Below are 18,034 nucleotides of genomic sequence, written 5' to 3'. Positions count from 1 at the left end.
TCGGACCGTACGCGTTGCTTTCGCATCGGTGCGGTGCGGTCCGACCCCTCCGGCCAACTCTAGTCACTGGGTACGACAGCGCCAATCGACTTGAGCGTCGCGTGACTTGTCTCATGACGGCGGCCGTCCTGATGTTCCGTCACACGCCACCCGCCGCACGCCCCGTACGTCGCCGGTTGTCCCGCACCGCCACGGCCGTACCGGCGATGGCCGCCACCAGGACCCCGCCGCCGACCATGACGTACGTCGCAAGACGGGCGTTGCGCTCGTCGGCGGTCTCGCCCAGGTGGAGTTCGGCGGGGGCGGGGGCTTTGCCCTTGCTCATGCCTTCGCTCGCGACCGGGCGGTCGATCGGCCTGTCGTCCTCGGTGAGGGCCCGGACCGGGTCGACGACGCCCCAGCCGACCGCGTTGTCGTGGCCGGCGATGGAGCGTTCCGCCGTCTGCTGGATCTGCGCGACGACCTGCGCCGGGGTCCAGCGGGGGTGCTTCGCCCGTATCAGGGCGGCGACCCCGGCGACGTACGGGGCGGAGAAGCTGGTGCCGTTGTCCGCGCAGTGTCCGCCGCCGGGGACCGTGGAGACCATGTCCACGCCGGGGGCGGCGATGCCGACGAAGTCCCCGGACTGGGAGAAGGGCGCGCGTTCGTTGTTCCGGTCCGAGGAGGCGACGGCCAGCACGCCCTCGAAGGAGGCCGGGTAGGTCTCCTTGACGTTGCCGCCGAGCCCGTCGTTGCCGGCCGAGGCGACGACCACGACGTTCCGGGCGAGGGCCCTGTCCACGGCCTGCTTCAGCGCCGCGGACGGCTTCACGGCGTCGGCGGTGTCCTGGGAGATGTTGATGATGTCGGCGCCGGCGTCGTCCACGGCGTAGGTGATCGCCCGCGCGAGGCTGTCGGTGTTCCCGTGGCCCTCGGCGTCGTTCTGCTGGATCGGGATGATCGTCGCGTCGGGGGCGAGGCCGGTGAAGCCGGTGCCCTTCGCCTCGCGTGCGGCGATGATGCCGGCGACCTTGGTGCCGTGGCCCACGGTGTCCGTGGTGCCGTTCTCCTTGCCGCGCTCGATCTTCATACCGTCGGCGGTCTTGAGGTCCTTCGGCAGGAAGTTGCGGCCCGCCCCTGCGTCCACCGCCGGTGTGAGCTGCTCGTTCCTGATGTCGACGCCGGTGTCGATGACCGCGACGCGCACGCCCTTGCCGGTGGACTGCTTCCACAGCTCGTCCAGCAGGACGCGCTGCAACGCCCAGGGGCGGCCCGGGTACTTCTTCGACGGGAAGGTGCACCGGGTCGCGTCGTCCGCCGCCGCGGGGTGCGCCGGCAGGGTGACCAGGAGGACGGCGGCCGCCGCCCCGGCGGTCAGCAGGCGGCGGGCCGCGCGGCGATGGGCGGCGAAGCCCTCGGGGTGCTCCGTGTTCGTCGCCACGTTCACGACCCCTGCGGCTGGCTGGCGGCACCGGTGGAGAGCCGGGGGCCGGTCGGCAGGAGGGCGGACCAGGCCGCCGGTACGGGGCTGGGGTCGACACCCTTGTAGCCGAGCCGGTTCTGCGCCTGCTGCGCCTCCTGCTGCTGGGCCTCCCGGTCCTCCTTCCCGCCGGACTCGCCGATGCCGGACCTGCCGTCCTGGCCGCTGTCGCTGTTGGACTGCATCGCGTAGCGCAGGCCGGTGTCGGTGACCAGGAAGAGAAAGCCCGCACTGGTGGTGGAGCCCTTGAACTGGCGGAAGAACTGGCCCGATCCGGGGGTGACGTAGGCGCTGCTGGAGCCGGTGGGGAGCGTCGCCGGGAAGCTCGTACCCGCCCAGGTGCTCAGGGTGGTGGCGCCGCTGTCGGCGTCAACTCCGCGCAGTACGTTGCACACGGTGTTGCGGCTGCCCTTCTTGACGTCCGGGGAGTTGACGGGTTCGGGCCGGCTGAGCGGCCAGTCGCTCTCCTGGTTGAACGGGGCCCCCGGTTCGAGTTCGGCGGCGCTCACCGGCTGGGCGTTGCCCGCCTGCTTGAGGGGCACCAACTGCCTGCTGCTGAGCAGGAGTTTGGCGGTGAAGTCCGAGACAGGGGCGACCCTGCCCGGCAGGACGACGTAGCTCTGGGTCCGGGTCCCCGCCGTGGCGGTCAGGACCATGCCGACCCGGTTCGTCCGCTCGTCGAGGGTGCCGGGGGCGCCCGCCGGGGCTCCGGGGGTACCGTCCACCGTCGGGAAGGTGATCGGGTCGCCGGTGTGGAGCGTGGCGAGCCAGGCGGCCGAGACCCGCTGGGGCTCGGGGTTCTGGGAGACCAGGGTGCGCAGGAGGAGTTCGTCCTTGCCCACGGGGTAGGCCTTGCCGGCGGCGTCCACGATGTAGCGGGCCCGGTCCGGGCCCTCGACGTACATCAGCTCGCCGCCGCGCAGGGCGTTCTTCCCCTCGGTCTTCTTCTTCTCGCGCTCGGCGAAGACGAAGGTCGCCTTCTGGATGGCCCTGCCGCCCTCGCCGGGGCGTTCGCAGACCGCCCAGCGCTTGGCCGCGCCCGCTTCCTTCGCGTCGGGCAGCCGGTCGGGGGCGTACGGGATGCCGAGGGTCGCCCCGTGCGGGATCCTGCCGTTGTCCAGGACGGACTCGTCGACGTTGACGACGGTGCCCTTGTCCGGGGCGAGCAGCAGCTTGGCGGACGCCATGTTCAGCACGGGGTGCAGCTGCTTCTTGCCGTCGGTCTCCAACACCACGTACCGGGTGGTGGACTTGCTGGCGATGATGACGTGTTCCTTGGGGGTGTCCCACTTCTGCGGCGCGACCGGCTTGAACATGCCCCAGGCGCCGAAGACGGCGAGGACCACGACGGCGATGATGGCTCCGGGCACGACAGCGCGCAGCGGGCGGGGGGCGCCTTCCTCGGAACCGGTGGGGTTGGGTTGCAGGAACTGTGCGATCAACCTCCGCTTCGCAAAGGTATAGGCGTTGAGCTCGTCCCGCCGTGATGCCATGTCGTCCGCTGCCCCTTCATCCCCGATGAGCGCACAGGGTCCCACACGCACCGTCGGCCCCCGTTGCCGTTCCGCGCCCCTACTATGCCTGCTGGGGTTCGACTCCCGGTGCTCAGGTAGGGTGACGACCCGATCAACACCCGTGTAAAAAGCGGTGAATACGGACACGAGGGGGGCAACGGGGCGATGGGTGCAGCCACGCGTGAGCGTTCCGGGCGGGCCGGGCGTCGGGCATCCGGGTCTTCCCGGAGGCAACGCAGCAACGCGTCACCCTCGACGACGTCCGCGCAGCCCTCCGGCTCCGGCGTCCCGGAGTCGCGCGACGCGCCCGCGGCGACGACCCTGCGGTCGATCTCACGGACCGACCGGGTACGCCCGGTGCTGCGGCAGTTGGTGATCGTCGAGGTGGGCCTCGCGGTCGCCGCCGTGGGCGCGGCGCTCGGCGGCGCGTGGCTGATCCCCTCGCTCGTGGTGCTCTGTCTGCTGGTCGCGCTCGCGGTGGTACGCCGACGGGGCCGCGCGCTCCAGGACTGGGTGTCGACCGCGCTCGGGATGCGCGCCCGCCGCCGGGCCGCCGCCACGCCGGCCGCCGACGCGGAGCCGATGCTGGCCCCGGTGGCGGAGAACGTGCCGGGTTTCGGCCCGCACGTCTATGTGGACCGGGCGCACCGCACGGTGGGCATGCTCGGCGACGGGACGTTCCTGACCGCCGTGGTGCGGGTGCAGGCGAGCGGTGAGTCGCTGCGGCCCGCCTTCGGGGCCCGGTCGCTCCCGCTGTCGCTGCTGGGCGACGCCCTCCAGGTGGACGACATCGTGCTGGAGTCGGCGCAGTTGGTGCAGCAGGTGCGGTGCGCACCGGCCCCGCATCTGCCGCAGCAGTCGGTGGCCCGGCTGTCGTACGCGCCGTTGCAGGACCGGACGGGCGCGCCGGCCCTGCGGATGACCTGGGTGGCCGTGAAGCTGAACCCGGAGCTGTGCCGCGAGGCCGTCGAGGCGCGCGGCGGTGGGGCGGCGGGAGCGCAGCGCTGCCTGGTGCGGGCCGTGGACCATGTGGCGAGCCGGATCACGGGCGCCGGTTTCCAGACCGCGGTGCTCGACCAGGACGAGCTGAATTCGGCGGTGGCCACGTCCGCGTGCGCCAACCCCATCCTGTCGGGGCGGGCCGGCCGGCCGGACGCCGCACCGCAGCGGCGCACGATGGAGACCTCCCGGGTCTGGCGGTGCGACGACCGCTGGCACACCACGTACGCGGTGGACCGCTGGCCCGAGTTGGGCCGGGGCGCGACGCCGCTGCCGCAGCTGGTGGCGCTGCTGACCTCGGTGCCCGCGTACGCGACGACCTTCAGCCTGACGGTCCGCCGGGGGGTGCGCCAGGGCTCGACGCGGGTCGGCGGGCACGTGCGGGTCACCGGCGGTTCGGACACGGAACTGATCGGCGTGAGAAGGACGTTGGAGCAGGCCGCCCGGCACGCCAAGGTGGGGCTGGTACGACTGGACCGGGAGCAGGTGCCGGGCGTGCTGGCCACGCTCCCGCTGGGAGGCGCGGAGTGAGCATCCGGACCGAGCCCCGACGTGGTCTGCGCGGCCCTCGTCACGCGGGCCACACGGTGGCCGCGGACCACCTCGGCGCGTTGTCCCTGCCGGTCGGCGACGACGGCGTGATCATCGGCAACGACGCGAACGACACACCCCAGTTGATCGGGTTCCACCGTCCGGTACCGTACGACGTCACGCTCATCGGCGGGCTGTGGACGGCCCAGGTCCTGGCGCTGCGGGCGGCGGGCACCGGCGCGCGGGTGGCGGTCGAGACCGGTCGCGTCCATGCGTGGACGACGCTCGCCCGGGCGGCGGGCGCCGGGCTGGAGTGCGTCTCCCTGTACGACGTGGGCCGCGTGCCGCCGACCGGGGCGACGGTGGGCAGCCCCGTGGTCGTCGTACGGGACTGCGGGATGCGTCCGCCGCGCGGCCGGGTGGTGTCCTCGCCCTGGCAGTCCGTGTTGACGCTGCTCCCCTATCTGAGCCCCGTCGCACCGCGGTTGATGCGGTCCTCCGCGCTGGTCGGCGTCCAGCGGGTGTCGCCCGGCGAGGCGGAGCAGATCGGCCGCATCCTCGGGCTGGCCCGCGCCGAGTACGAGGCGCTGCCCACCCTGGCGGACGGTGTCACGCTGTGGGTGGCGGGGAGCGAGCACCACTGGGTGATGACGAACCCGACGGACGCGGAGACCGGACTGCTGGGCACGGCCCGCCGGATGGACTGAATCCCGTCCGTTCGCCCCCGCCCACCCCTCCCGCCGGGGAACATGGACCACACACAGATTCCGTTCGATCGAAGGGACGCCTCATGGGCACCCAGCAGGAAAAGGACGAGCTCTACGCTCTCGACATCTCCGACGTGACGTGGCTCAGCGCCCCGGGCACGGAGAACGACGAGGAGCGGGTCGAGATCGCGCATCTGCCGGGCGGGGCCGTCGCCATGCGCTCCTCGCTGGACCCGGACACCGTCCTGCGGTACACGGAGGCGGAGTGGACGGCGTTCGTCCTGGGCGCTCGTGACGGGGAGTTCGACCTCAAGTAGGCCCGGTCCCGCACATCCGGCCGTGCGTGCTGGGCGGGTTCGACCCGGATTGACCGTCTCGCCGTTGCCGTTCCGTCGCACCCGCTTCACCGGGGTGTGACCTGGGGACCGCGGGACGGGATTCGCCGTGCGCCACGCCCTGCCGGTGTTCAGCGGATGGCGATTAGGGTGGGTGGGGCGCGACACAGGAAACCTGCTCGCAGGCGATACGCGTCGCACGGGGGAGAGCCGGGCGGACCGGCACATCGGGAACGGTCGCCCCCACCCACCACGGCACAAGGGTGCTCGACCACACCAGGAGGCAAAGTGAACGGCGATCGGGACGAGATCCGCGGCGGATGGGACCTGCCCGTCGACGAGTCGTCCGACGCGGATCCCGCCGAGATGACGGGTGAGTTCACCATCGACTACACCCCTCCCGCCTGGTACACGCAGAACGCGGCGGGGGACTCGTCGGGCGGAGCGGGCTCGCATCTGGCGCCCCCTCCGCCGCCGGTCGGGGCGCCGCTGTCCGCGCCCGGTCTGTCGTCGGCACCCGGCGGCCCCGACCCCGAGCGGGCGCCCGCGCCCCCGGCGCCCTCCGAGCCCGCCACGCCGGACCGGTCCCCGGAGCCCGCGGCACCGGTGGTCCCGGTTGCCGGGAGTGGGGACACCGGCGCGTTCGGCGGCGGCGATGTGGAGAGCGGCGCGACGATGCGGTTCTCGCCCGCCGCCCTCAAGCGGGAGATCGCGGAGCGCGAGGGGTCGGCCGCCGCCGAGCCGGATCCGGCCGGGCCGGGGGCCGTCGCCGACCCCGGTGCGGTTTCCGTCCCTGATTCCGGTTCCGGCGCGGAGGGCACGCCTGCGGCCGGAGCGAAGGCCGACAAGGGCGATCAGGAAGCCGGCGCCCACGCCTCCGGTACGGGTTCCGGGGACGCGTCCCCTCCCGGTACGGGCTCCGAGTCCTCCGCCTCCCCTGCCGCGTCCGCCGCCACGGCGTCCGCAACCGACCCCGCCACGGACGCGGGCCCTGCCTTCCGTACGGACGCGGCCCCGGCGGACGCCGGGGGCAGCGGTACGTCCGGGGCGAACGACACCGGGGCCCCCGGCTCCGACGACGCCCCCGCCGACGTGACCGCCGCCGAGCCGCAGGACGCGGGCCCGCAGGACGCCGTCCCTCAGGATGCTCCGCATCAGGTCGCTCCGTCTCCGGATGGTCCGCAGGCCGCCGCCGCACCGGTGCCGTGGTCGGCGCCCGCGCAGGGCGGCGCACTGCCGCCGCTGCCGCCCGCCTTCCAGCCGGCCGCTCCGGCGCCCTCCGCCCCGCAGCCCGCGGCGCAGTGGCCCGGTTCCGCCCCGGCCGGCCAGGCCCCCGGCGGTTACGGCTTCCCGCAGGCGGCCGGGGCGCCTCAGCAGCCCCACGAGGCCCAGCCGCCGCACCAGCAGCAGCCCTACGCGGGACAGCCCGGCCCCGGAACACCGCTGCCCCCGCAGGCCCCCCGGGGCGCGGACGGTCACGGCTTCCCGCCGCAGGGCGGCTACGGCTTCCCCCAGCCCGGACCGGGGCAACCCGGACCGGGGCAGCCGGTGCCCCCGCAGCAGGGGCGGAACCAGGCGCCCGACGCCCCGCAGCCGCACACGCCTCTTCCGGCACAGGGCCACGGCACCCCGAACCTCCCCGCCCCCGTCGCCCCGCAGCAGCCGGAGCCGTACGGACAGCAGCCCCCGGCCCAGGCCCAGCCGCAGGCCCCGGTCCAGCCGCAGCAGCCCCTGGATCCGCGCGCGGGCGGCGCCTGGCCCACCCCGGTCGCGCACGACCAGCGCGAGCGGTCGGTGCCCGGCGCCCCGCTCGGGTACACCGCGGCCGTCGAGCTGTCCTCCGACCGGCTCGTCCGGGGCAAGCAGAAGGCCAAGAGCAGCCGCAACCCCTCCGCCGCCTCCCGGTTCAAGCTGGGCGGGAAGAAGGAGGAGGCCGAGCGGCTGCGCAAGCTGGAGCTGATCCGCACCCCGGTGCTGTCCTGCTACCGGATCGCCGTCATCAGCCTGAAGGGCGGGGTCGGCAAGACCACCACGACGACCGCGCTGGGTTCGACGCTGGCCACCGAGCGGCAGGACAAGATCCTCGCCATCGACGCCAACCCGGACGCCGGCACGCTGGGCCGCCGGGTGCGCCGCGAGACCGGGGCGACCATCCGCGACCTGGTTCAGGCGATCCCGTACCTCAACTCGTACATGGACATCCGCCGGTTCACCTCGCAGGCGCCCTCCGGCCTGGAGATCATCGCCAACGACGTGGACCCGGCCGTCTCCACGACCTTCAACGACGAGGACTACCGGCGCGCGATCGACGTGCTCGGCAAGCAGTACCCGATCATCCTCACCGACTCGGGCACCGGGCTGCTGTACAGCGCGATGCGCGGGGTGCTGGACCTCGCCGACCAGCTGATCATCATCTCCACGCCCTCGGTCGACGGCGCGTCCAGCGCTTCGACGACGCTGGACTGGCTCTCGGCGCACGGTTACGCCGATCTGGTGCAGCGTTCGCTCACCGTCATCTCGGGCGTCCGCGAGACCGGCAAGATGATCAAGGTGGACGACATCGTCCAGCACTTCGAGACGCGGTGCCGCGGAGTCGTCGTCGTACCGTTCGACGAGCACCTGGCCGCAGGCGCCGAGGTCGATCTCGACATGATGCGGCCCAAGACCCGTGAGGCCTACTTCAACCTCTCGGCGCTGGTGGCCGAGGACTTCGCGCGGGCCCAGCAGCAGCAGGGGCTGTGGACGGCGGACGGCCAGAACCCGCCGCCGCAGTTCGCCCCGCCCATGCCCGGCCGACAGGGCTACCCCGCACCGGGCGCACCCCAGCCCCAGCCCGGACAGCCTTATCCGGACCCGCAGGGCAGGCCCTACCCCGGACAGCCGGGCGGGCCCGGAGAGGCGCACCCCGGCCAGGGCCCGCAGCATCAGGGGCACGAGGGCGCGCCGATCCCCGGCCGGCACCCGTACGCCCCGCAGCAGCCCGGCCCCGGCGAGCCGTACCCGCCGCAGGCCCCCCAGCCGCAGCACCCCGGCCGACCGCACCCGGCGCAGCAGCCCTACGCGGGACAGCAGCCCTACGGCGGACAGCCGCCGTACGGGGGATATCCGGCGGCCGGTCAGCCGGGTGCGCCCCGGGCGACCTACCCGCCGCAGCCCGCGCCGGGCGGACCGCAGCAGGGGTGGCCCCAGGCTCCTTCCCCGCCGGCCGGGCCCGGTGCGGCCGGGGCCGGTGTGCCTCAGCAGGGGCAGCCGGAGCAGCAGAGCGGGCAGGGCGACCCGGCAGGCCAGCCCGATCTGCAGGGCCCTGTGCCGCCCGCCGGGTGGCAGCAGACGCCTCCGCAGCAGCCGCCGGCGCCCCCGCAGTAAGGGCGGCGGAGGGCCGCCGGCCCAGCCGAAGTGGTAGAGACCAATGAGGGCTCGCATCGCTCACGCGGTGCGAGCCCTTCTGTATTCCCGCAGCCCACACGCGGTTTGACAGACCGTTGACGAGGCTCGACCCCCGCTGATAGACCTTCGCTTCACCAACTGGCGATCCAGAGCTCTACCCGCCTTCTCCAGCGAGTGATGACGCGAGGTCCCCGTCCATGGTCACAAGAGTTCCCCATCACTTCTTCCGGCCACGCCGACGCCTGCACCTCCTGCTGGCCTCCGGCGCGGCCGCCCTGGCGCTCACCGCCGGGTCCGTCGTACCCGGAAACCCGCTCATGCCCGCGCCCTCCGAAGCTCGCGCCGACGACGGGAAGACCACCCTGACGGTCGCCGTCGCGCAGAGCGTCGACTCGCTCAGCCCGTTCCTGGCCCAGCGGCTGGTCAGCACCAGCATCCACCGGCTGATGTACGACTACCTCACCAACTACGACCCGAAGGACAACAAGGCCATTCCGGGTCTGGCCACCGCGTGGGAGCCCTCGGCGGACAAGCTGACGTGGACGTACACGATCCGCTCGGACTCGAAGTGGTCCGACGGGCAGCAGGCCACCGCCGAGGACGCGGCCTGGACGTTCAACACGATGATGACCGACGAGGGCGCGGCGACCTCCAACGGCAGCTTCGTCGGCAACTTCGAGAAGGTGACCGCGCCCAGCAAGGACAAACTGGTCATCAAGCTCAAGGAGCCGCAGGCCACCATGGCCGCCCTCGACGTGCCGATCGTCCCCAAGCACGTCTGGGAGAAGGTCGACGACTTCTCGAAGTTCAACAACGACAAGGACTTCCCCGTCGTGGGGAACGGTCCGTTCATCCTGACGGACTACAAGGTCGACAGCTTCGTGAAGCTCAAGGCCAACAAGGACTTCTGGCGCGGCTCGCCCAAGTTCGACGAACTGGTGTTCCGCTACTACAAGGACCAGGACGCGGCAGTGGCCGCCCTGCGCAAGGGCGAGGTCTCCTTCGTCGCGGGCAGCCCCAGCCTCACTCCGGCCCAGTCCGCCTCGCTGGAGAAGGCCCCCGACATCGAGGTGAACGACGCTCCGGGCCGCCGCTTCTTCGCGCTCGCCGTCAATCCGGGGGCGCGTACCAAGGGCGGGCAGAAGTTCGGCGACGGGCATCCGGCGCTGCTGGACCAGAAGGTGCGGCACGCGCTGTTCATGGCGGTCGACCGGAAGACCATCATCGACAAGGTCTTCCAGGGCCATGCCGTCGAGGGCGAGGGCTACATCCCGCCGCGCTTCGGGAACTACTTCTGGAAACCGTCGGCGGACCAGAAGCTGGCCTACGACCCGGAGAAGGCCGCGGCCCTGCTGGACGAGGCGGGCTACCGGAAGAACAGCGCGGGCAAGCGGGTCGGCAAGGACGGCAAGCCGCTCGACTTCCGCATCCTCTGCCACGCCACCGACCCCAACGACAAGGCGATCGGCAAGTACCTCCAGGAGTGGTGGGGCGCGCAGGGCATCGGGCTGAAGGTCGACTGCCTCGACAACGTTTCCGACCCCTGGTACGCGGGTGAGTACGACCTCGCCTTCGACGGCTGGTCCGTCAACCCCGACCCCGACTTCGTCCTCTCCATCCACACCTGCGCCGCGCTGCCGACCAAGGCGAAGGAGACGGCGGCGACGGACAACTTCATCTGCGACAAGCAGTACGACGAGCTCTACAAGAAGCAACTGGCGGAGTACGACCCCGCCAAGCGGGCGGATCTGGTCAAGCAACTGGAGTCGCGGCTGTACGACACCGGGTACATGAACGTCATGGCGTACCCCAATGCCGTCGAGGCATACCGCACCGACCACATCGAGTCCATCACCACCATGCCGTCGGCCGCGGGCAACATCTACGGCCAGGACGGCTACTGGAGCTGGTGGTCGGCGGTCCCTGCTGCCGGGGCCTCCTCGTCCGGCTCGTCCGACTCCGGCGGTTCCTCCACCGGGGTGCTCGTCGGGATCGGGATCGCCGTCGTCGTCCTCGCCGGTGGCGGACTCCTGTTCGCCATGCGTCGCCGCTCCACTGCGGAAGACCGTGAATAGTCCATGAGCTCAGAAAGCACTCCCGCCCTGGTGAAGGGCGCGGCGGGCGTGGAGAGCGCCGAATCCGGCGGTCCGGCTCCGGCCGGGCCGTCGGCCCGCTCCCCGCGCTCCCGCTCCGCCGCCGGCTACGCCCGCTACACGGCGGGCAAGCTGGCGGGGGCGGCCGTCTCCCTCTTCGCCGTCCTCGTCACCAGCTTCTTCCTCTTCCGGCTGATCCCCGGCGACCCGGTCAAGCAGATGACCGGTGGCCGTCAGGTCTCGACCGAGCAGATCGCGGCGATGCGCCGTGAATTCGGGCTCGACCTGCCGTTGTGGCAGCAGTTCACGCAGTACTGCGGCAAGGCGCTGACCGGTGACTTCGGTACGTCGTACCAGTTCCGCGCCCCGGTCGTCGACAAGATCGCCGAAGCGCTTCCCGCCACTCTGCTGCTGACCGGCACCGCCTTCGTGATCTACACCCTGCTCGGCATCTGGCTGGGCGCCCGCTCCGCCTGGCGTAACGGTTCTGCCGAGGACCGGGCCAACACGGCGCTGGCACTGACGCTGTACTCGGTGCCCTCGTTCTGGCTCGGCCTGCTCCTCATCATCACCCTGTCGGTGGGTGTCGGCCCGATCCCCGGTCTCTTCCCGACCGGCGGCATGGAGTCCGGGAACACCGAGGGCTTCGACCGGGTGCTGGACATCGCCCACCACATGGTGCTGCCCGTCGTCACCCTGGTCGCCGTGGAGTACGCGCGCACCCTGCTCGTGATGCGCTCCTCGCTGCTGGACGAGATGGGCGGCGACTACCTGACGACGGCCCGCGCCAAGGGACTCCGCGACGACCTGGTCCGCCGGAAGCACGCCGTGCCGAACGCGATGCTGCCGACCGTGACGCTGCTCTTCGTGAACCTCGGCACGACGGTGGCGGGGGCGATCCTGGTGGAGACGGTCTTCTCCTGGCCGGGCCTCGGCGGCCTCTTCTACCAGGCACTGAGCGTGCCCGACCTGCCCTTGGTGCAGGCACTGTTCTTCGTGTTCGCCTCCGCGGTGATCCTGATGAACACGCTCGCCGATGTGATCTATCCACTGCTCGATCCCCGGGTGGGCCGATGACGACGTCGATGGAGAAGCCCTCCGAGCCGCGCGAACCGGACCTCGGCAAGCCTGCCGGGGAGCGGAGGAAGGCGGCCCCGGTCCCGAGCGCGCGCGCCCTGACCCGTGCCCGGCGGCGGCAGGCGGCGGTCCGCTTCTGGCGGCAGTACCGCACGCACCGCGCCGGTCTCGTCGGGCTCGCCGTGCTCGGGTTGATCGCCCTGCTGGCGCTGACCGCCCCCCTGCTGGTGGGGGCCGATTCACAGAGCGTGACCGACGCGCCGGGCGGCCCGATGGAGGCGCCCAGCGGTGCGTTCCCGCTCGGCACCGACCAGTTCGGGCGCAGCCTGCTCGCCCTGATGCTGTGGGGCACGCGGGTCTCGCTGACCGTCGGACTGCTCGCGGCATTCCTGTCGGTGGCCATCGGCACCCTGGTCGGGATCACCGCCGGGCACTTCAAGGGCTGGTACGCCACCGTCGTCATGCGGGTGACGGACTGGTTCCTGGTCATGCCGACCCTGGTGCTGGCGATCGCGCTGGCGACGGTCCTGTCCCGGTCGGTGTGGACGACGATCCTGGCGATCGGCGTGACGACCTGGCCGACCACCGCCCGCCTGGTCCGGGCGCAGACGCTGTCCGTCGAGTCACGCCCGTACATCGAACGCTCACGGGCGCTCGGCGGCGGGCACGGGCACATCATGTCCCGTCACGTCCTGCCCAATGTGATGCCGCTGGTGCTCGCCCAGACCACGCTCGTGATCTCCACCGCCATCCTCACCGAGGCGACCCTCGCCTTCCTCGGCCTCAGCGATCCCACGGTCGTCTCCTGGGGCGGTCTGCTCCAGGACGCCCGCGAGGCCGGCGCGGTCAGCTCCGGCAACTGGTGGTACCTCGCTCCGCCCGGACTCGCCATCGCGGTGGTCGCCCTCGCCTTCACGCTGTGCGGCCGCGCCATCGAATCCGTGCTCAACCCCAAGCTGGGGGTGTCCCGTTGACCGCCACGACCACGACCGGCGCGCCGAACCCCGACCCGGGCGGCGCGCCCGAAGCGCATCGGCCCACCGGTGATCCGCCGCTCCTGGAGGTGCGGAACCTGACCGTCACCTACGGCGGCGGGGCCGACGCCGTCCCCGCCGTACGCGGGGTCGACCTGCGGGTCGAGGCCGGGCAGAAGCTCGGCATCGCCGGCGAGTCCGGCTGCGGGAAGTCGACGCTGGCCCTCGCACTGCTGCGGCTGCTGCCCGCGACGGCGAAGCTGTCCGGCGAGATCCTGCTGGAGGGCGAGGACGTCCTGACCATGAAGTGGGGGCGGCTGCGGGCGGTCCGCTGGGCGGGCGCGTCGATCGTCTTCCAGGGCGCGATGCACTCCCTGAACGCCGTGCACCGGGTCGGCGACCAGATTGCCGAACCGATCCTGCTGCACAGCGGGTCCACGCCCGCCGCGGCCCGCAGGCGCGCCGGCGAGCTGCTGGAGCAGGTGGGGCTTCCCGCCGCCCGCGCCCGGGCGTACCCGCACGAGCTGTCCGGCGGCCAGCGGCAGCGTGTGATGATCGCCATGGCGCTGGCCTGCGATCCGCGGCTGATCGTCGCCGACGAGCCGACGACCGCGCTGGACGTGATGATCCAGGCCCAGATCCTGCGCCTGATCGAGCAGCTGGTCGCCGACCAGAACGTCGGCCTGATCATGATCAGCCACGACCTCGCGGTGCTCGCGGACACCTGCGACCGGCTCTCGGTGATGTACGCGGGCCGGGTCGTCGAGGAGGGCCCGGCCCGGCAGGTGTACGCGGACGCCCGTCACCCGTACGGCAAGGCGCTCTCCGCCGCGTTCCCGAGGATCGGGGACCTCGCCTCCCGGCACGCGCCGCGCGGTCTGCCGGGGGACCCGCCGGACCCGGCGGCGCTGCCGGGCGGCTGCACGTTCCATCCGCGCTGCCCGGTGGCGCTCGATCTCTGTGCCACCGAGGACCAGGAGCTGCGGGACGCCGGGGCGGAGCGCCGGGCGGCCTGCGTGCGGGTGAGCGCGGACGACACACACGCGGACGGCGCGGGGCCCGATGCCCGGGGCGCGCCCGTGGACGGCGCACAGCCCGGGGACGACGCAGCAAGGAGCACCTCGTGAGCACCACGCACCTCGTCAACACCACGCCCCTCCTCAGCGCGGAGGCGCTGAAGGTCGCGTTTCCCGGCCGGCGCGGGGCGGCCACCGCCCGCGCGGTGGACGGCGTGGACCTGGACATCCGGCCCGGCGAGATCGTGGCGCTGGTCGGCGAGTCGGGCTGCGGCAAGACGACGCTGGCCCGGTCGCTGCTCGGCCTGGTTCCGCCCACCTCCGGCCGGGTCACCTTCGGCGGCGCACCGCTCGACTACGCGGGCCAGGCCCTGAAGGCGTACCGCAAACGGGTCCAGCTGGTCCTCCAGGACCCGAGCGGCTCGCTCAACCCCCGGCACACGGTGTACGAGGCGGTGGCCGAGGGGCTGCGCATCCACGGCTGCGCCGGGGACGAACGCGCTGCCGTCTCCGACGCCCTGGCCCGGTCGGGTCTGCGTCCGCCGGAACGGTTCTTCCTGCGCCTCCCGCATGAGCTGTCGGGCGGTCAGCGCCAGCGCGTGGTGATCGCCGGGGCGCTCGTGCTGGAGCCCGAGCTGATCGTGGCGGACGAGCCGGTGGCGTCGCTGGACGCGTCGGTACGGGGCGAGATCCTGGCCCTGCTGCTGCGTCTGCGGGACGAGCTGGGGCTGTCGGCGCTGGTGGTCACCCATGACCTGGGGCTCGCCTGGAACATCGCGGACCGGGTGGCGGTGATGTACCTGGGCCGGATCGTCGAGACGGGCCCGGTCGAGCAGATGCTGACGGCCCCTCAGCATCCGTACACCCGTGCCCTGTTGTCCGTCCTCCCGGAGGCGGAGGGCGAACCGGTGGTGCTGGCCGGCGAGCCGCCGGACCCCTCGAAGGTGCCCTCCGGCTGCCGCTTCCACGTCCGCTGCCAGGTGCTGGCCTCGGGCGAGGCGGAGCGGGCGGGGGTGGCCGAGGCGTGCCGCACGGTGGATCTGCCGGTGCTGGACGGAGGCGGGGCCGCCCGGGTGGCATGCCACTGGGCGGCGGCGCGCGGCGGGGAGAGCGGAGGCGGGGCCGGCGTGCCGACGGCCTGAGGGCGACGGCCCGAGGCCGGTGGCCTCAGCGGGTCCGGTAGCGGGCGTAGATCAGCCCACTGGCGAAGGCGCGCTCCTCGACCAGTTCGAGGTCGAGGCGCACGCCGTCGGGGAAGAACCGCTTGCCGCCGCCGACCACGCTCGTGGTGATGAACAGGTGGTACTCGTCCACCAGGCCGGCCGCGATGGCCTGAGCCGCGAGGTTCGGGCCGTCGACCGTAAGGTCGGCGTCCGCCCCGTCCTTGAGCCGCCGCACCGCGTCCGGGTCGAAGGACCGCTCGATCCGGGTCTTGGCGCTGGACACCGAGTCGAGCGTCGTGGAGTACACGACCTTCTCCGCGGCCTGCCAGTCGCGGGCGTACTGCGCGATGTGCGGCGGCTGACCGGGCTCGTCGAGCGCTGTCTCCCAGTAGAGCATCGTCTCGTACATCCGCCGGCCGTAGAGATAGGTGCCGACCGGGCGGAAGAGGTCGTTGACGAAGGTGTGGACCTCCGGATCGTCGGCCCCGGTGCCGAGGCCGCCCTCCGCCGCCTCGGCGTAGCCGTCGAGCGAGGTGATCATCGAGTAGATGAGCTTGGCCATGGGATTCCTCCGGTTGCGGGCGCCGCGGTCTGCGGGTGGTTCCGGGTGATGACCTCCGGATGGACCGGAACTCATCGGTTCCGGTGGATCGCTCCCGTCAGTTCACCCAGCGGGCGGCCCGTGCCGCCCCAGCGGTGCTGGATGATCTCGGCCGCGATGGAGACCGCCGTCTCCTCCGGCGTACGGGCTCCGAGGTCGAGGCCGACGGGCGAGGCGAGGCGCGCGATGTCCGCCTCGCCCACTCCGGCCGCGCGCAGCCGGGCCAGCCGGTCGTGGTGGGTGCGGCGGCTGCCCATCACCCCGATGTACGCGGCGGGTGTGCGCAGGGCCGCGACGAGCAGCGGCACGTCGAACTTCGGATCGTGGGTGAGGACGCAGATCGCGGTGCGGGCGTCGACCTCGGTGGACTCCAGGTAGGTGTGCGGCCAGGCACGGACGACCTCGTCCGCCGTGGGGAAGCGCTCCCGCGTGGCGAAGGCGGGGCGGGCGTCGCAGACGGTGACCCGGTAGCCGAGGAACGCGCCGATGCGGGCGGTGGCGGCCGCGTGGTCGATCGCGCCGAAGACGAGCATGCGCGGCGGCGGGGCGTACGTCCGGACGAAGACGGCCACCTCCTGCATCCGGCGCTGCCCGCAGGCCCCGTACCACTGGACGCCGGTGTGCCCCTGGGCCAGCAGCCCGCGGGCGTCGTCGGTGACGGCCGCGTCGAGCCCTTCGGAGCCGAGCGTTCCGGTGGGGGGCCCGGCAGCGGGGGGACGGACCACGAGGCGGGCCCCGGTCTCCGCCGCGCCGGACAGGACGGTCGCCTCGGCCACCGGCCGGTCCGCGGCGATCAGCTCCAGCAGCGCCGCGAGATCGGCCAGTTCGGCCGCGGAGGCGTACGCACGCACCAGGACCTCGATCGTGCCGCCGCACGTCAGCCCGACGCCGAACGCCTCGTCGTCGCTGATCCCGTACGCCACCACGCGCGGTCCGGCCCCGGCGAGCACCTCGCGGGCGACCTCGTACAGATCTCCCTCGACGCAGCCTCCGGAGACGCTGCCGAGCACCGTGCCCGCCGCGTCGACGGCCATGACCGCGCCCGGATCGCGGGGCGCGCTGCCGTGCACGGCGACGACGGTCGCCAGGGCGAAGGGGACGCCGTCGGCGCACCGGGCACGGAGGTCGGGCAGGATGTCGCGCACCCTGTCAGCATCCGCCGTCCGCGGGCGCGGCGCACGGGGAGCCGCGGTGTCAGCGGGCCCGGTCGTACGCGGCGGTCAGCTCGCGGCAGCGCTTCACGTCGGCGGCCATAGCGACCAGGAGGTCGTCGATCGAGTCGAATTTCAGCATGCCGCGTACGTAGGCGAGGAAGTCGACGGCCACGTGCAGCCCGTACAGGTCGAGGTCGACCCGGTCGATGGCGTACGCCTCGACGGTCCGCTCCGTCCCGTCGAACTGCGGGTTCGTGCCGACCGAGATCGCGGCGGGCATCGACTCGCCGTCGACCTCCAGCCAGCCGGCGTAGACGCCGTCGGCGGGGATCGCGGTGTGCGGCAGGGTCTCGACGTTGGCCGTGGGGAAGCCCAGCTCACGGCCGCGCTGCGCGCCGCGGACCACGATGCCCTCGACCCGGTGCGGGCGGCCGAGGATCTCGGCGGCGCCGGTGACGTCGCCCTCCGCGATCAGCCGGCGGGTCAGCGTGGAGGAGAACGGCAGTCCTCCGCCCGCCTCTCCCGTGACGTACAGGTCGATGACCTCGACGGTGTAGTCGTAGGTGGCGCCCAGCTCGGTCAGCAGTTCGACGTTGCCCGCGGCCTTGTGGCCGAAGCGGAAGTTGGGGCCCTCGATGACGGTCTTCGCGTGGAGACGGTCCACGAGGACCTTCGCGATGAAGTCGGCGGGCGCCAGCTGGGAGAACTCCGTGGTGAACGGCAGGATCAGCACCGCGTCCACGCCCAGCTCCGCCATCAGCTCGGCGCGCCGGTGGTGCGGCGCGAGCAGCGGCGGGTGGCTGCCGGGGCGGACGACCTCGCTGGGGTGCGGGTCGAAGGTGACGACGACGGACGGAATGCCCAGCTCACGGGCGTGCTCGACGGCCCGGCCGATGATCAGCTGGTGTCCGCGGTGCACGCCGTCGTAGGAGCCGATGGTGACGACGCTGCGTCCCCAGTCCCGGGGGATGTCCTCCAAGCCACGCCAGCGCTGCACTGTGACCGCTCCTCGCCCGAACCCGTG

14 protein-coding genes are annotated in these 18,034 nt (G+C 72.7%); 9 read left to right on the top strand and 5 right to left on the bottom strand.

The genetic code is table 11. The features are described from left to right. Positions 1 to 139 precede the first annotated feature (139 nt). Positions 140 to 1,420: a type VII secretion-associated serine protease mycosin gene (gene mycP, locus QFZ71_RS23715; RefSeq protein ID WP_307670179.1), complete on the bottom strand. Its 1,281-nt coding sequence runs from the start codon at positions 1,418 to 1,420 to the stop codon at positions 140 to 142. Positions 1,421 to 1,422: 2 nt separating this feature from the next. Beyond that, on the bottom strand, positions 1,423 to 2,952 hold the full coding sequence (gene eccB / locus QFZ71_RS23710; RefSeq protein WP_307670178.1) for a type VII secretion protein EccB: 1,530 nt from the start codon (positions 2,950 to 2,952) through the stop codon (positions 1,423 to 1,425). Between the two features lie 186 nt (positions 2,953 to 3,138). On the opposite strand from eccB, the gene eccE reads away from it, so the two are divergent. The 9 genes from eccE (at position 3,139) to QFZ71_RS23665 (ending at position 15,234) form a co-directional block, all read left to right on the top strand. Then, positions 3,139 to 4,503 carry a type VII secretion protein EccE gene (gene eccE, locus QFZ71_RS23705; RefSeq protein ID WP_307670177.1) on the top strand — a complete coding sequence of 455 codons (1,365 nt, stop codon included), beginning with the start codon at positions 3,139 to 3,141 and terminating at the stop codon, positions 4,501 to 4,503. Then, positions 4,500 to 5,210, top strand: coding sequence for a hypothetical protein (locus QFZ71_RS23700; RefSeq protein ID WP_307670176.1), 711 nt, complete (start codon positions 4,500 to 4,502; stop codon positions 5,208 to 5,210). Before eccE ends, QFZ71_RS23700 begins: the two co-directional genes overlap by 4 nt. A gap of 83 nt (positions 5,211 to 5,293) precedes the next feature. Continuing rightward, positions 5,294 to 5,527 carry a DUF397 domain-containing protein gene (locus QFZ71_RS23695; protein ID WP_307670175.1) on the top strand — a complete coding sequence of 78 codons (234 nt, stop codon included), beginning with the start codon at positions 5,294 to 5,296 and terminating at the stop codon, positions 5,525 to 5,527. A 306-nt stretch (positions 5,528 to 5,833) separates the two neighbouring features. Continuing rightward, a complete protein-coding gene (locus QFZ71_RS23690; protein WP_307670174.1) occupies positions 5,834 to 8,911 on the top strand; it encodes an SCO5717 family growth-regulating ATPase in 3,078 nt (1,025 codons plus the stop codon). Between the two features lie 218 nt (positions 8,912 to 9,129). Next, positions 9,130 to 11,007, top strand: a complete 1,878-nt coding sequence (locus QFZ71_RS23685; protein ID WP_307670173.1) for an ABC transporter substrate-binding protein — start codon at positions 9,130 to 9,132, stop codon at positions 11,005 to 11,007. Positions 11,008 to 11,010: 3 nt separating this feature from the next. Further along, on the top strand, positions 11,011 to 12,102 hold the full coding sequence (locus QFZ71_RS23680) for an ABC transporter permease (protein ID WP_307670172.1): 1,092 nt from the start codon (positions 11,011 to 11,013) through the stop codon (positions 12,100 to 12,102). Beyond that, positions 12,099 to 13,076 (top strand): ABC transporter permease, encoded by a 978-nt coding sequence (locus QFZ71_RS23675; protein WP_307670171.1) that lies wholly within the window; start codon positions 12,099 to 12,101, stop codon positions 13,074 to 13,076. Before QFZ71_RS23680 ends, QFZ71_RS23675 begins: the two co-directional genes overlap by 4 nt. Then, on the top strand, positions 13,022 to 14,203 hold the full coding sequence (locus tag QFZ71_RS23670) for an ABC transporter ATP-binding protein (protein ID WP_373465144.1): 1,182 nt from the start codon (positions 13,022 to 13,024) through the stop codon (positions 14,201 to 14,203). The genes QFZ71_RS23675 and QFZ71_RS23670 overlap by 55 nt, the downstream gene beginning before the upstream one ends. After that, on the top strand, positions 14,200 to 15,234 hold the full coding sequence (locus QFZ71_RS23665; RefSeq protein ID WP_307670169.1) for an ABC transporter ATP-binding protein: 1,035 nt from the start codon (positions 14,200 to 14,202) through the stop codon (positions 15,232 to 15,234). Before QFZ71_RS23670 ends, QFZ71_RS23665 begins: the two co-directional genes overlap by 4 nt. A 25-nt stretch (positions 15,235 to 15,259) precedes the next feature. On the opposite strand, the gene QFZ71_RS23660 is transcribed toward QFZ71_RS23665, so the two are convergent. The 3 genes from QFZ71_RS23660 to QFZ71_RS23650 form a co-directional block, all read right to left on the bottom strand. Continuing rightward, positions 15,260 to 15,817: a dihydrofolate reductase family protein gene (locus tag QFZ71_RS23660; protein ID WP_307670168.1), complete on the bottom strand. Its 558-nt coding sequence runs from the start codon at positions 15,815 to 15,817 to the stop codon at positions 15,260 to 15,262. 71 nt (positions 15,818 to 15,888) lie between these two features. Next, entirely contained in the window at positions 15,889 to 17,001 is a 1,113-nt protein-coding gene (locus QFZ71_RS23655; RefSeq protein ID WP_307670167.1) for an XdhC family protein, read from the bottom strand. A 49-nt stretch (positions 17,002 to 17,050) separates the two neighbouring features. After that, positions 17,051 to 18,007: a bifunctional riboflavin kinase/FAD synthetase gene (locus QFZ71_RS23650; RefSeq protein ID WP_307670166.1), complete on the bottom strand. Its 957-nt coding sequence runs from the start codon at positions 18,005 to 18,007 to the stop codon at positions 17,051 to 17,053. Between the last annotated feature and the right edge of the window lie 27 nt (positions 18,008 to 18,034).

Origin of the sequence: Streptomyces sp. V2I9, from assembly GCF_030817475.1 — a bacterium.
Lineage (GTDB): Bacteria > Actinomycetota > Actinomycetes > Streptomycetales > Streptomycetaceae > Streptomyces.
Note: the sequence above shows the minus strand (reverse complement) of the source record. Positions and strands in the feature narration are given on the sequence as shown.

What these genes read in the sequence shown, in the direction of transcription:
- eccE (WP_307670177.1), top strand. Translation starts at nt 3,139, where the DNA reads ATGGGTGCAGCCACGCGTGAGCGTTCCGGGCGGGCCGGGCGTCGGGCA.
- QFZ71_RS23695 (WP_307670175.1), top strand. Translation starts at nt 5,294, where the DNA reads ATGGGCACCCAGCAGGAAAAGGACGAGCTCTACGCTCTCGACATCTCC.
- QFZ71_RS23685 (WP_307670173.1), top strand. Translation starts at nt 9,130, where the DNA reads ATGGTCACAAGAGTTCCCCATCACTTCTTCCGGCCACGCCGACGCCTG.
- eccB (WP_307670178.1), bottom strand. Translation starts at nt 2,952, where the DNA reads ATGGCATCACGGCGGGACGAGCTCAACGCCTATACCTTTGCGAAGCGG.
- QFZ71_RS23675 (WP_307670171.1), top strand. Translation starts at nt 12,099, where the DNA reads ATGACGACGTCGATGGAGAAGCCCTCCGAGCCGCGCGAACCGGACCTC.
- QFZ71_RS23680 (WP_307670172.1), top strand. Translation starts at nt 11,011, where the DNA reads ATGAGCTCAGAAAGCACTCCCGCCCTGGTGAAGGGCGCGGCGGGCGTG.
- QFZ71_RS23660 (WP_307670168.1), bottom strand. Translation starts at nt 15,817, where the DNA reads ATGGCCAAGCTCATCTACTCGATGATCACCTCGCTCGACGGCTACGCC.